Annotated in this window: 12 protein-coding genes; 3 read left to right on the top strand and 9 right to left on the bottom strand. The window is 69.9% G+C overall.

Annotation, left to right across the window (positions count from 1 at the left end; translation table 11 throughout):
- Positions 1–2 precede the first annotated feature (2 nt).
- The 3 genes from GWK16_RS05045 to GWK16_RS05035 form a co-directional block, all read right to left on the bottom strand.
- On the bottom strand, positions 3–1,094 hold the full coding sequence (locus tag GWK16_RS05045; protein WP_170052804.1) for a CgeB family protein: 1,092 nt from the start codon (positions 1,092–1,094) through the stop codon (positions 3–5).
- A gap of 67 nt (positions 1,095–1,161) precedes the next feature.
- A complete protein-coding gene (locus GWK16_RS05040) occupies positions 1,162–2,775 on the bottom strand; it encodes a class I SAM-dependent methyltransferase (RefSeq protein WP_170052803.1) in 1,614 nt (537 codons plus the stop codon).
- Between the two features lie 54 nt (positions 2,776–2,829).
- Positions 2,830–4,308: a hypothetical protein gene (locus tag GWK16_RS05035; protein ID WP_170052802.1), complete on the bottom strand. Its 1,479-nt coding sequence runs from the start codon at positions 4,306–4,308 to the stop codon at positions 2,830–2,832.
- 283 nt (positions 4,309–4,591) lie between these two features.
- Between GWK16_RS05035 and GWK16_RS05030 the strand changes: the two genes are divergently transcribed.
- Positions 4,592–4,945 (top strand): hypothetical protein, encoded by a 354-nt coding sequence (locus tag GWK16_RS05030; protein ID WP_170052801.1) that lies wholly within the window; start codon positions 4,592–4,594, stop codon positions 4,943–4,945.
- A 13-nt stretch (positions 4,946–4,958) separates the two neighbouring features.
- Positions 4,959–5,387 carry a hypothetical protein gene (locus GWK16_RS05025; RefSeq protein ID WP_170052800.1) on the top strand — a complete coding sequence of 143 codons (429 nt, stop codon included), beginning with the start codon at positions 4,959–4,961 and terminating at the stop codon, positions 5,385–5,387.
- Positions 5,388–5,406: 19 nt separating this feature from the next.
- Here GWK16_RS05025 and GWK16_RS05020 read toward each other — a convergent pair whose 3' ends face one another.
- The 3 genes from GWK16_RS05020 to GWK16_RS05010 form a co-directional block, all read right to left on the bottom strand.
- Positions 5,407–5,868: a hypothetical protein gene (locus GWK16_RS05020; protein WP_170052799.1), complete on the bottom strand. Its 462-nt coding sequence runs from the start codon at positions 5,866–5,868 to the stop codon at positions 5,407–5,409.
- A gap of 16 nt (positions 5,869–5,884) precedes the next feature.
- Positions 5,885–7,366, bottom strand: coding sequence for a patatin-like phospholipase family protein (locus GWK16_RS05015; RefSeq protein WP_170052798.1), 1,482 nt, complete (start codon positions 7,364–7,366; stop codon positions 5,885–5,887).
- Positions 7,367–7,454: 88 nt separating this feature from the next.
- The gene (locus GWK16_RS05010; RefSeq protein ID WP_170052797.1) at positions 7,455–7,937 is read right to left on the bottom strand and encodes a hypothetical protein; all 483 of its coding nucleotides are present in this window, start codon (positions 7,935–7,937) and stop codon (positions 7,455–7,457) included.
- A gap of 340 nt (positions 7,938–8,277) precedes the next feature.
- Between GWK16_RS05010 and GWK16_RS25505 the strand changes: the two genes are divergently transcribed.
- The gene (locus tag GWK16_RS25505; RefSeq protein WP_170052796.1) at positions 8,278–9,237 is read left to right on the top strand and encodes a helix-turn-helix domain-containing protein; all 960 of its coding nucleotides are present in this window, start codon (positions 8,278–8,280) and stop codon (positions 9,235–9,237) included.
- A gap of 28 nt (positions 9,238–9,265) precedes the next feature.
- Here the strand turns inward: GWK16_RS25505 and GWK16_RS05000 are convergent, their stop codons facing one another.
- The 3 genes from GWK16_RS05000 to ggt form a co-directional block, all read right to left on the bottom strand.
- A complete protein-coding gene (locus tag GWK16_RS05000; RefSeq protein ID WP_170052795.1) occupies positions 9,266–11,101 on the bottom strand; it encodes a trigger factor in 1,836 nt (611 codons plus the stop codon).
- Positions 11,102–11,138: 37 nt separating this feature from the next.
- A complete protein-coding gene (locus tag GWK16_RS04995; RefSeq protein ID WP_170052794.1) occupies positions 11,139–11,987 on the bottom strand; it encodes a sulfotransferase domain-containing protein in 849 nt (282 codons plus the stop codon).
- 138 nt (positions 11,988–12,125) lie between these two features.
- Positions 12,126–13,814 (bottom strand): gamma-glutamyltransferase, encoded by a 1,689-nt coding sequence (gene ggt, locus GWK16_RS04990; protein WP_170052793.1) that lies wholly within the window; start codon positions 13,812–13,814, stop codon positions 12,126–12,128.
- Positions 13,815–13,830: the final 16 nt, after the last annotated feature.

Genomic DNA, 13,830 nt, shown 5'->3' with positions numbered 1-13,830 from the left:
CGTTAGGACGTGCCGACGCGCCGCAGTTCCCGCAGCATGCGTCGCGCACGATCCGCGAAGGTGTGGAAGCGCAGCGCATACCCGTGCCGGCGGATCATCCCGTCGCGACCTTCCCGATCGAAGCGTTCGATCGCAACGGCGTAGGCGCGTCGCACGGACGCGATGTCGAAATCGCCGTAGCGGATGATCGGCAGGTGCGCTTGCATCTCCGCTGGGATCACGGCTTCGAGTTGTGACAGGCCAAAGGGCACCAGCGGAATCTGGCCTGCCGCCAGGGCATCGAAGATCCGGTTCGGGATGCAGAAGTCGGTGTTCACCACCACGGACACCTTGTGCCCGAGCCAGTCTCGGAAGCGCGCTTCGCGATCCAAGGCCTGGTACGAACCTTCCATGCCAGGCCGCCACTGGATGACGCGGCTGCCGGGGATCTCCTCGCCGAGCCGATCGATGAACTCGGTCCGGGCGCGGTAGCGGGGGTAGAAGCCGTAGCCGCCGTACAGCGCATCGGAGCGCGGCGCATCGACAGTGTCCTGGAACATCCGCGCCATCAGCGGCTCCGGCCACTGCCCGCAACACATCGGAATCACCGCGAGCACGTTCATGTTCGCGGCGCGCAGGTACTCGTGCTTGTACTGATGGCCGGGAAAGATGAAGTCGGCGACGGCGGCGAGTTCGAGGTTGCGGCGATACAGATGATGATGGTCGCGGAGCTGTATCGCGGACACGAAGTCCGGGTCCGCGGCCAGGCGCGCCAGCGCCGCCCTGTTGGCATCGCTTTGAAAGAAGGGGTGGTGGTTCGCGAGCAGGAGATCGCAGCGTGCCCTGCCGGCGACGACCTGCTCGAAGCCGACGACGGACACCTTCTCGACGCCGAGCTCACGGGCGATGTCCGGCGCCGGCAGCAGCCCACCGCAGATCGTGAGCTCACCGCGACCGATCAGCCGTGCCAGCCGGGCACGCGAAGCCTCGGCCCGGGCGAGGACGGAGCCGGCATGCGCCTCGTTGCCCACCCCCAGAAGGATATCCGCCAGGCGTGTCTGATTGGCCTCGACTTCAGCAAAGATGTCGGCGGAAGAGGGCGGCGGCGCGGTCATGCCGGACGGTCCCAAGATGGCGCCGCAAGGCCGGTGCGGCTCGCGGGGCGGGGCGTGATGGACATCGTTAGCGTGAGCCCGCCGGCGCCGAAGGCGCGACGAAGGAGGCAGGGTCCTCCGCAACGAAAACGGCCGTCGCGGCCCACATGCCGGTGAGCTGTTGCCGCTCCGCCGGGAGCCGATGATTCCGCCGCAACTCGTCGAAGAGGTTCAGCAGCAGGTAACCGTGCCGGCCGAAATGCGACAGAAGCCCGGACAGCGGGAGGTGCCGGTCGTTGTCCGGGCTCAGCCCGGCCCGGATCTGGACGACCCGGATGGCCCGCCGGGCCAGCATCTCCTCGAAGCCGGCCAGGACCTCGCGGTCGTCCTGGACCGTGTCGATGTTCAGGAAGTCGATCGTCTCGATGCCGCGCTCGCGACAGAAGGCGGTGCCGGTGGTCACCGGCACTTCGATCGCCTGAGCGATCGGCTCGCCCTTGCGGAGAAAGCGATTCATCGGATGGCCGGGCCGCGCCTGGATCAGGGCCGTGCCGGTCTGCCGGCCAAGGGCCATCGGCAGCAGCTCGGTCCGCTTCAGGCTGCCCGCCGTCTCGCGGAGCGTCTCGAAGGAACCCGGCACAGGCTCGAAGGCGAGGATGTCGGCGTCGCGGAAATGCATCCGCAACTGCTGCGTCGAAACGCCGGCATTGGCGCCGACGTCCAGGATCGTCCTCGGCTTCAGATCGCGCATCCGTCGCGAGATGACATCGAGCGATGGCATCGGTGCGACCTGTGGCTGCGCCGTGCCGCCGATCTCCGGTGGCGGCAGCGCGAAACGCTGCGTCGCCGGCTCCCGCGTCCCGACCGTCAGCCAGAACGACGCGCCGGGACAATTGGTGCCATTGGGATAGACGAAGGGAATGTCCTTGCCGCCCGGCGGCGCCCGGAACAGGGCCCGCACGCGGGGTCCCAGTTCCTCGTCCCGGCTGACGAAATAGGCCGGCATGGTGACCTCGAAGAGGTCATGCGTCGTCATGAGGAGCGGCGCCAGCATGTACTGCTCGGAGTACAGCCGCTTTCCCCAGCTCGGCGGATAGTCGTCCGGCAGGAAGATGTCGTGGATGTGCACCAGCACGCCGGGTTTGAGGCGCGGCAGGATCTCGAGGAAGAAGACCGTGACGTCGCTGTTGGTGAAGACCCGGTGCGAACCATCGTAGAAGAGGATGTCGCCCGCCTCGAGTTCGTCGAAGACGGACTGGTCGCAATCCTCGAGCGGCTTGCGGACGATATGCTTGCACAGCGCGTCGATCTCGGCGCGCGGGCGCGGGTCGATCGACATGATCTCGGTGTCGAGACCGCCCGCCACCTTCGCGTAGTTGGCGAATTTGGTGGAAAAGCCCGATCCGATCTCGAGATACCGGCGCGGCGCGCGCGCGAGCAAGAGGCCCACCAGGGCGGCGGCATCGAGGGCCGTGAACCAGACGTTCTTCCAGTAGGGGCGCGTCGGGTCTGTCGGATCCGCCTCGTGCGGCAGGGCGTGCAGGACGGTCCGTGCCGCCTCGATCTCGTGCAGAACCTTCGCGAAGACGGGCCGCTGGGCCGTCAGCCGCTCCGCCATCGCGCGGTGCGTCGGCAGGCCGTGGCCGTATCGGGACCGCGGGTTCACCGGATAATAGTCGACGACCGTCTCGCTCCACTTCATCGCGGGGCGTCTCTCCTCAAGGCCGGTATCGGGCGCATCCGCGCCGGCGACGGGTTAGCGGACATCGCGCAGCCACCGTTGCAGCAGGAAGCCGGCGTGGGAGCCGTCATCGCCCGGTCTTATGGGTCGCGGCGCGAGCAGCGCGTAGCTGCCGGCACGTTCGACCACCTCGAAATAGCCCGACAGCTCATCCGCGAAGTCGAAGCTCGGTCCCGTGGCGTTGCGCAATACGATGCGGCCTCCGCTCACCCCGAGCGAATGCCAATGCATGTACGCCAGGAGACAACAGGCCTTGCGGAACTGCCCGGCCGCGATGAGGAGGTCCGGCGCCTCGCCGACGAGCCGCCAGGTCGCCCACGGCGCTTCGGGATAGGCCCGCCACCGCGCCATTCCAGCCTGGCCGGTCGGCAGGCCCGTCGAGCTCAACGGCCCGACATCCGCATGCAGCATGGTCAGGCAGGACGGCGAGAGGCGGTCCTGCAACGACGCATCCTGGACCAGCGCCTCGCAGGCGCCCCGGTCCGCCTCGACCACGACGATCCGCCGTGGCTGCACCTCGGCGGCGAGGGGCAGGATCCAGGACGCACCGAAGAGGCTGAGGTTCCGCGCCGTGCTCATGGCGCGGCGGACGAGATCGATCTCCTCCGGCAGCGGAGAAGGAAAGCGCCTGGCAGGCTGCTCGCCGCCGCCGTCGGCAGGCGCCGGATCGGCTGCCGGCGCGACCAGGGTGATCGCCGGGGCAGGGCCAGGGCGATCACCGAAGGCGGCGAGGCGCACATCCCATTCCAGCGACATCCGCGCCAAGGTCCGTGCCCGGACGCCCGAGAATCCGTGCTTCTCGCGAGCAATCCGATAGGCGTCGGCCAGCGACTGGTCCGAGATGAGACGGCCGATCTCGCGCTGGCCGCCCTTGTCCGCATCAGGCGTGTTGATCGCGGATATGCAGTCGAAGATCGCGAAGCGGAAGTTGCGCTCGCTGTCCAGGACGCGGGCAAACCAATGATCGACGCCCCAGCAGGTCAGCGAGCCGTCGAAGACCTCGAAGAAGGCTTCGAGCCGGTCGGCCCGGAACAACGGCCAGGTTACCTCGATGTAGCTGACGATCCGGATGTCATGGGCGCCGTCCTCGCGCACCATGAACGGGTTCGAGATCTTGCCGGCAGGATCGTGCGACGGGCTCGCGACCCAGAATCCATGACGTTCGGCCAGGAGGAAGGACCTGTCGATGTCCGACGGGTCGATGCGCATGTCATCGTCCGCGAGCCAGACATGGTCGTAGCGGGAGAGATCGAGTTCGCCGCGCCGCCACAGATTCCAGGCATTCGGGTACTTGCCGCCCTTGATCCGCACGCAGCGGTCCGCGATCTGCCCGAGGTCCGCGAAGATCGCGTCGTCGTCGCCGTAGTAGGCGACGATCAGGTCGAACGAGCGCGGCCGCCGTGGATCGATCCAGCTCGCGACGATGTTGCGATCGCCCGCGCTCGTGAACAGGCACCGCCGCCTGCTGGCGTCCTGCCTGGTGACGGGCGTCATTGCGGCGTCGGGGCGTTCTGCATCGAGAGGGGCGTCGGGCGACGCCGGTGTCCTGCCGTTTGTGTCACGAACGCCCCGTATACGTCGATGGCCGGAATTATGCACCCTCGAGGGCCCGGACCGCGGCATCGCCGGGGTTCAAGGGCGGCGGCACGCCGCTGGTGCAGCCCTCGGTCGCCCTCCTGCGGCAACGCCGAGTCGCGGAATAGGGACATCGATTTCGCCTCCCGCGCCCTGCACGTCGCGATAGGCTCCGAGCGCATCCCTGGGACAGGACATGGCCATGCGCATCCCCGGAACGGCCCTTCTCGCCCTTGCCCTCGCCCTCGCCACCGCCGCCCAGGCGCAGACCCCACAGGGTCCGATGACGGCGGAGGGCCTCGACCGTGGGCTGTCGAACCTTGGCCTGATGGCCGGGCATGCCGTGCAGTGCCTGCCGGAGGGCGAGCAGCCGCGCGCCCAGCGCGCAGTCCTGCTGTTCAACGGCATGCTGGTCGCCGAACTCGGCTCCAACGCCGCGTTCCGCTTCGCCTCGGCCTTCGGCGCCGGGTCGTCCCATGCGGTCGACCGCAGCTTCTGCGAACGGAGCCTCGCGGACTGGCGGAAGCTCGTCCAGGATCACGGGCTCGACCGCTGAGACGGGAGATCGGATGATGCGCACGCTCCTCACGCTCGTCGCCATTGGCGGCATCATCCTACCGGCCGTCGCGGCGCCGCCGGAGACGAGCCAGTCGACGCGGCTGGCCCTGCGGGCCAACGCACCGGGCGCACAACTCGTCTGGTGGCATGCCGGCGGCACGACCGCCTGGGGCAATCACTGGCACGCGGGCGGTACGGGCTACGGCGCATACCACGGCGCCTATGCCTATCACGGCTATGGCGGCGCCTATCACTACGGCGACATGTACCGGCCGCCGGTCCCGGTGGCGACGCCATGGTATCACCCGGGTGGCGCCTTCGCCGCGGGCGCCGTCATGGGCGGCATGGCAGGCGCCGCGGCCGCATCCCGGCCGGCCACGACGACAGTCTACAATTACGGCCAGCCGCCGACGGTGGTGAACAACTACTACGGCAACTGATACGCCCGGCGGGCCGGGATCACTGCTCGCGCCCCGGCCACGCCCGCTGGATCATCCCGTAGAGGAAGGCGGTCGTCAGACCGAACAGGATCAGGCCGGTCAGGGATTCGAGCGCGCCGAGCATCTGCCAATGATCCTCGAGGTAGACCTGGGCGTGCCCATAGGCCGTCATGGCGCTGATCGAATAGAGCATGGCCAGGTGCGGGTTCGGCATGGCGCCGATCAGCATGAAGGCCGCGGCCCAGATCGTGGCTTCGACGACATGCAGCCCGGTCACCAGCGTCACGGTGAAGCACATCACCAGCGCGAAGTGATAGAGCGGAAAGCGGTGATAGCGCTCGCGGTCCCGGAAGGCCCGTGCGAAGGCCGCGCGGATCAGGCCGAGGCCGAGCACATGGACCACCACCGTCAGGGCGATCAGCGGTACGCCGACGAGCCACGACTGGCCCCAGAAACCGACATCCTGGATCTGCGTGCCCATCGCAGATCGCCGGTCCTCAGCGCCGCGGTCGCGCGCCGGGGCCGGTGACGACCGCCTGACCCGGCGGGTTGAGCCCGGCGGCGGCGGCCACGGCGCGGATCGCCGGATGGTCCCGGACCAGCTGCTCGCCGTACTGGACCAGCGCGTCGACATCCGCGTCGGGAATGGTCAGGCCGGTCGGGATGCTCTCGAGCCGCTGCCGCCAGGTCGGATCGTCGATGCCACCCAGCGAGACATGGACCACCTGCCCTTGGACGTCGTCGCAGGGGCGGCCATTGACGGTCCGGCCCGCCTCGCAGCGGATGCGGCGGAACTGCTGCACCAGGTTCGCGACCATGTCGGTCGTCACGGCCAGCGTCTCGAAGTTGTAGGAATCGATCTGCGTCCCGCTGACGGCGGAGAAGATCTGCCCGAGCCCGCTGACCATCCGCTGGCGGCCGAGGCTGCGGTCGGGCGCGGCTTCGCCGTCCACGCTCAGCACCAGGACGCGCCGCGTGCGCATGGCGGCGGCCCGGTAGAAGGCATCGTCCGGCGTGAGCGAGATGAAAACGTTGAGCAGCCCGCGCAGCGCGAGGTTGTCTGCGATGCCACCGTCCATGAGGTGGACGTACCGCGTCATCTCGGGGTTCTCGTAGACGTTGACGATGCGCGCGAGTTCGGCGCGACGGGCGGTGGAACTGGCCGGCTCGGCTGCGGAGGCGGGCGGCGTGCCTGGAGGCCGTCGGCCGCGGCATCGCGCGGCGTAGCTTTGCAGCGTGATGGGGCTGAACAGGACGGGGAAGCCGTTGCTTGCCGCGACCGCGCGCGCGATGGGGAAGCTGTTCAGGTCAGAGCACAGCGCCCCAAAGGGGCCGCCGAGGAACGGGAAGGACACCTCGTTGGTGATGTCCGTCGCGTTGACCGACACGACCGGCGGGCCCATGCGGCGAAGGTCGGCGAAGGTCGCGCCGCGGAACATGAGCCGGTCATAGACCTGCGCCATGAAGTCGTTGGTGCCCACCGTCGGGTTGGCCAGCCAGTCCCAGTTCCAGGGCAGGAGGTAGATGCCGTAGATGTAGGCGTTGATGTCGCGCTTGAGGAAATCCTCGGCGAAGGTCTCGAAATGCCGCTGCCGGTAGAGACCGTAATGGGCGGCAGGAAAGCTGCCGCCGGACACGCCGGCGATGTAGTCGATGTCGTCCAGCATCGTCCAACCGGCGCTTCCGGGCGGATTGACCGGCATGGCGCGCAGGCCGCGCAGCGCGCCGTGCCCGAAGGAGGACGAACGCTTCCCCCCGCCGGAAAAGGCCACGAAGACCAGCAAATCGCTCTGCGCCGCCGGCCAATCGGACGTGCCGGCGACAGTCGCCGCCTCGAAGTTGCCGATGCCGTAGTTGGACGCGAAGTCGGGCGCGCCCTCCGGCGTCATGGGCAGGGGGCGGTTCATCTGCACCTGCAGGCTGGTGCAGCCTGCGAGGAAGATGAGGCCTGCGAACAGGCAAGCGAGATGTCGCGACATCGTGGTCCGAGGGGCAGGGGGTGGGCGGGATGGCGGACCCCGGCGGGCGACCTGCCGCCGGCCGCGCGGAGTCAGGCAGGCGTCCTGGTCAGGGCTGCACGGCGACGGCCGCGCCGTCGGCGGGAACGGTCAGCACCACGGTGTCCGGCGTCGGCCGCAGCACCATCAGCACGAGGTTGTCGTTGCCGATCCTGAAGGCCGCGCCGAGGTCCGTGGCCGCGCCGCCCACCGCCCGATAGGTGCCCGCAAAGTCGCCGACGCGCTGCAGCCCGTAGACATTGCCGGTGACCTGGACGCGTGCCGGCGCAGGGCCCTGTGTGCCGAGCCCCGTGATGGTGAAGCGGACGTTCTGCCCATTGGTGTTGAGCACGCCGCGGGCGGTACCGCCGGTGCGCGGTATCGTCACGCGCACGGTGCCGTCGGCCGGTGTTCCTGGCGACAGCGCGTAAAGGCCCGGGCCCGGCACCGCGTCCGCGGGGGGTGGCGTCTCCGGGAGGTCCGAGGCGCATCCGGCCAGCGCCAGCAGTCCAAGCATGCTGCCGGCAAGGGTGCGGCGGGCGAAGTGTGGCATGAGGCAGTTCCTGATATCGGAGGCTGCGCGCCCCGGAAGGCGCGCCGTCGCGCGACACGGGGGCCGAATCCACGCTGGCGCCGGTCCACACCGGCTGCGACCGGCTTCAGCGCCCGTCGACACGTGACGTTTCATCGATGCAGCCCCGTCCGACCCAACCGAGATCGACATAGACCGGCCGCACACGGGGAAACCATCCATCCACCTCCATCGGGTGCGGAATAATCCTTGTCCGTTTTTGGCAGGGATGGCCATTAGGCATTCCGGGATCCTGTCAACCAGCCTCGGGGCAGCCCCCACGGTGCCCCCGCGGCAGCGCCTTGGTCTGGATAAGGTCACGATGGACCAGTTTGCGGCCATGCCGCTGGTGATGCAGTTCGACGATCCCGCGGTGGTCGCATCCGCCCTGCGGGACGCAGCGGTCGAGTATCTGTCCTTCGCCCCGGGCCAGTTCAGCGCGAAGCTTACCTCGGTCGCCTTCTCGGGGGTCCGGCTGCAGATCATGTCGGACGGACCGCATCTGAGCCGCGGCACGGTTGCTTCGGGCAACGCCGCGATGCTCTTCGCGCTTGGCCGACCGCAGACGAGCCCGATGGTGAACAGCCACGCGATGTCGGGGGCGGACCTGATGCTGCTCGGCCCGGGTGGCGCCGTCGAAAGCCGCGTCACGGCGCCCATCGAATGGGCCGCGGTTTCCTTCGACGCCGATGCCTTCGCTCGAACGATCGGAGAGGGTGACGCACCGGGGCTCGGTGAGTTCGCGCCGCGGCGGTTGAGCGCTTCCCTGCGCGCGGGCACCGAGGCAAGGGTCCGGGAGATCGGCGCCATCGCGGCGGCGGATCCCCAGAGGCTACTGGCCACGTCCGTGCAGTCTGCGATCGCCGACGAGTTCCAGCATTTCGCCCGGCAGGTCACGCAATCGGACCTGGCCGGCGGCGTCAGCCTTCGGGCCCTGCGTCGTCGGGTCCAACTGGTGCGCCTCGCCGACGAGTACATGGCGAGCCGGATCGACCAGTCCCTCTACTCCGAGGAAGTGCGAGCCGCGCTGGGCGTACCGATGCGTACGCTGCACGACGCCTTCATTGCGGTGCACGGCATGTCGATGCACCGCTATCTGCGCATCCGGCGGCTCAACCTGGCCCGCCGTTCGCTCCGTGCGGATGCCGGCGCCGGCCAGACCCAGGTGAAGGCAGCCGCATTGCGGTACGGCTTCTGGCATTTCGGTCGCTTCGCGCAGGAGTACCGAGCCCTGTTCGGGGAATTGCCGTCCGAGACGGCCCGGATGGACAGCGGCACCTGATCCGCGGCGCCCCGTCCGGGCGCCCGCCTCATGCCGCGGTCTGCGCCTCGGCCGCCGATACCCGCCGTTCGACGACGGTGCTGCGGCCTGCGACGAAGTCGATGATGCGTTCCTCGAGCAGCGGCGCACGCAGTGCCTCGGTCGCCGAGGGCGTCCTCCGGTAGAACTCGATGACCTGCTCTTCCTGTCCCGGATAGCGGTTCGCCTCGCGCCGGATCGCGTGCGCGACCTCCTCGGACGGCAGCTGCACGTCGTGCGCGCGACCGATCTCGGCGAGCAGCAGCCGCAGGCGGACACGCCGCTCCGCCAGGGCGCGGTAACGCGCGCGCAGCGCATCCTCGGGCGTCGTCGCCTCCGCGATGCCGACGCGCCCGCTGTGGCGTTCGGCCTGGAAGCGCTGCCAGACCTCGGCGAACTCCAGGTCGACCAGCCCCTGCGGCACGGCGAAATCGGCCTGCTGGGCCAGTGCGTCGAGCACGGCGCGCTTCAGCACCTGCCGCGACCGCCGGTCGTAATCGCGCTGCAGCCCCTGCCGGACCTGCTCGCGCAAGGCGCCGAGGTCGCCGGCCCCCACGGCGCCCGCAAGGTCGTCGTCCACCGCGCGCCGTTGGCGCACGCGCAGGGCCCGCGCCGTGACGACGAAGCGCGCGCGCCGCCCCGCGAGCTCCGCAGCGGCATGGTCGGCCGGGTAGACGACGTCCATCTCCCGCGTCTCGCCGGGCGCCATGCCGTCCAGCAAGCCCGAGAGGCCCGGCACGGGCCCGGCGCCGCCGATCTCGATCGCGACGTCGCGCAGCGTCCCGCCGTCGAAGGGTGGCACCTCCGGCTCCCTGTCGCCCGCGAAGAGTCGAGCCGGGCCGACGCGCAACACGAGGTTCACCGCCCCCTCGTTCGGCAGCGAGATCTCGAGCAGCGGCCGCACCACCGTCAGCGCGCGGTCGTCGGTCAGCGTGATCGTCGCGCGCATCTCGGCGGGACCGGGTTCGACCGGTACGCGCGATGATTTGAGGATCGCGTTCGCTGCGCGCTCGTTGAAGCCGAGGCGCACCGCCGCCCCCTCGGGCAACGCCCCCGAGGCGATCTCGGCCTGCAGGCAGAGGGTCAGAACCTGGCCCGGCGCCGCGGGCACGCCCGCCGCGGCGCCAGGGAAGACGCGGATGAAGCCGCCCTTCCGCGCGGTCCCGCGGACCAGCATGTCGAAGAAGGGCAAGGTTCCGTTGGTCCCGGCGATGACGATCGCGCGCTCGAGCCCCGGGGAGACATCGAGCCCCCATTTCGAGGGTGCCGCGCCCGGCTGTCCGGCAAGCGCGCCGAGCGCGGGGCCGTTCTGCAGCAGGTCCGCCGGCAGATGGCCGGTGACGTCGCAGACCAGGACCTCGCCGCGCGCGGCGGGCCGTGGCTCGACTTCCACCAGGTGGCCGTGCCGTTCCGCGACCTCGAGCAGCGCGCGCTCCACCGCCTCCGGCGTCGGCTCCACGACCAGCCGCTCGAGCCGGATCGCGCCGAAATCCGGCAGTGTCACCTCCGGCAGGACTTCGAGCTCCATGTGGAAGGCGAGATCGCCATCCTCGGCGAAGCGCCGGATCTCGATGCGCGGATCCTGGGCGGGCCGCAGGCCGTGATCGGCGACGACGCGGGCCGAGGCGGCCTTGACCTGCGCCTCGATCACCTCGGCCAGCACGGCCGCACCGTAGCGGTCCTTCACGGCGGCGATGGGGACGCGCCCGGGCCGGAAGCCCGGCATCGAGACGGTGCGCGCAATCTCGCCGAGGCGGGCGTCGCGCCGGCTGGTGATCTCCTCGGCGGGGATGACGACGTCGTAGGCGCGCCGCAGCCCGTCCCGCTCGGTTTCGGTGACGTCCATCGCCGCGCTCGGCTCCCGCGCCGCGCCCGTCACCCTGTCAGGCGACCTGCTGCGGCTGGCCGGCGGGTTCCTTTGCGTACCCGAAGTGGTCCATCGCCGCGGCGCAGCGCCGCTCGATATAGGCGATGGCCTCCGGCGTCAGGGACTCGCGGAAGCCGCCGGGATGGACGCGCCGGATATGCTTGGTCGGGTCTTCCTTCTCGGGGAAGACATCCTCCCGCGCCACGATGGCGGCGATGCGCTCCTCCGGCAGGTCGAGCTGCAGCTGCGCGGCGATGTCCTTCGCCCAGTCGAGCTTGCTGTAGATGACGTCCTCGTAGCGGTAGACCTTCCACTCGCCCGAGGCCTTGCCCCGCGTGATGTTCGCGTAGGCGATGAAGTTCGCGAAGACGCCGTCGACGCCGCCCTGCAGCACGTAGTCGGACGGACCCTTGGTCGCGGCCTCGTTGCGCATGCCCATCAGCGTCTCGCGCACCGGGCCGTCGGCGGGCACCGAATGGCTCTTGGCCATCGAATGGTAGAAGGAGATCGCGATGTCGCGCGGGTCGCGCACCAGCATCAGCTTGCGCGAGGCGCGGAAGCGCCGCAGCAGCATCATCTGCCACAGGCCGCGGAAGCCCGAATAGACGAAGCCGGGCCGACCGCAGAAATCGAGCAGCAGGTGGTCGCAATGGCCGAAGTTCAGACCTTGGCGGAACAGCTGCCCCTCGACGTCGAGGTAGGACTGGCCCGCCGCCGCGCAGAGTCCCTTCACGATGTTGTCGAACAGCACCGAGCCGCTCTTGTGGAGCGCGACGCAGTAGAAGGTCTCCGCCCGGGTCGGAGGCTCGAAGACGATCTCGTAGGGTCGCCCCGCGAAGGTCGTCAGCTGCAGGCGTTCGGTCATTCGGCAACAACCCCGTCCGTGCTGGCGTCGCCCCCACGCCGCGCATCATCAAGTCAAACAACCCGTCTATGGGTGGCCCCCGGCCTTGTCAACCAAAAGGCCGGGAATCCCGCCGGAAACCAGGGATTCGCGCGGCCCTCAACGCGGCCCTGCGGCATCCGGCCAGAAGCGGGCCCCGGCGCGCGCCAGGCCCCCGCCGACCCCGATGGCGGTCCCGTCCGCGCGCCAGCAGGCGGCCCCTTCCATCACTCCGTCGCCATGGAAGGCGATGGCGCACATGCCGCCGCCGATATGCGGCATGCGCTGCAACTGATGGCCGCGCGCGGCGAGGTCGGCGCGCACCGCCTCTGGCACGGCCGGCTCGATCTCGACGGCCTCGCCCTGGGTCCACAGGCGCGGCGCTTCGACGGCTTCCTGCAGGGTCATGCCGTGATCCACCAGGTTGAGCATCCCCTGCATCACCGAACCGAAGATGCGCAGCCCGCCCGGCATGCCGAGCGCATAGGCCGGCTTGCCGCCGCGCAGCACGATCATCGGCGCCATCGACGTCGTCACCCGCTTGCCCGGCACGATGGACAGCGCGTTGCCGGGCCGCGGGTCGAAGGTGGCGAGGTAGTTGTTCGGGATCATCCCCGTCCCGTGCACGAGGAACCGCGCCCCGAAGGTCGAGTTGATCGTCTGGGTGAAGCAGCAGATCCGCCCGTCGCCGTCCGCCACGGTCAGGTGCGTCGTGTTCGGGCTTTCGGGCGCGACACCCGGCCCCCAGGCCTGGGCGCGCGCCATGTCGATCAGCGCCCGGCGCTCATCGGCATAGGCGCGCGAGGTGAGGCGCTCGACCGGCACCTTCACGAAGGCGGGGTCGCCCGAGGCCGCGGCGCGGTCCGCGAAGGCGATCTTCAGGCATTCCGCCAGCAGGTGCAGCGTGTCCGCCGTGCCGAAACCGAGCGCCGTCAGGTCGTAGCCCGACAGGATGTTCAGCATCTGCAGCACATGCACGCCCGAGGAGGCGGGCGGCGGCGGCAGCACGACTTCGACGTCGCGATAGGCGCCGCGCAACGGCTGCCGCTCGACGGTGCGATAGGCGCGGATGTCGGCGGCGGTGACGATGCCGCCCGCCCGCGCGATGCCGTCCCCGATCGCATCGCCCAGCGCGCCGTCGAGTGCGGCCACACCCTCCCTCGCGATGATCCTCAGCGTCTCGGCATAATCCGATTGCACGATGCGGTGGCCGGCCTTCAGTTTCTCCCCGCCCGGCACGTACAGCGCGGCGATGGCCGGGTCCTTCAGCAGGTCCGGCGCGGCTTCCCCCGCGCATTCCGCGAGGTAGGGCGTCGCGCGGTAGCCGCGTTCGGCGTGGCGGATCGCCGGTGCCATGACGTCGGCGAGCGGGAAGGAGCCGAAGCGCTCCAGCATCTCGCACCAGGCCTTGAGGTTGCCCGGCACCGCGACCGACAGCCCGCCGACCGTATTGGCGCGCCCCACGGATTCGAGGTTGCGCGGATTGTCCGGCTGCGCGGGGGTGAACATGTCCGGCCGCGCGGCGGCGGCGCAGCAGGCCATCCCGTCGATGACCGTGTGCGTTCCGTCCGGCAGGCGCAGATGCGCCGTACCGCCGCCGAGCAGCCCGACCATCATCGGCTCGACGACGGTCAGCGCGAACAGGGCCGCGATCGCCGCGTCAACCGCGTTGCCGCCGGCGGCGAGCATCTCCGCCCCCGCCGCCGACGCCAGCGGGTGGTTCGTCACCACCATGCCCTTGGTGCCCGTCGCGGGGCGCTTCTCGCAGGTGAAGCGCGTGCCGGCGCGCGCGGTCCAGTCGCTGGTCATGTTCGGGCGTTTCCTC

It is taken from the genome of Neoroseomonas marina, from assembly GCF_012927745.1.
Lineage (GTDB): Bacteria > Pseudomonadota > Alphaproteobacteria > Acetobacterales > Acetobacteraceae > Neoroseomonas > Neoroseomonas marina.
Note: the sequence above shows the minus strand (reverse complement) of the source record. Positions and strands in the feature narration are given on the sequence as shown.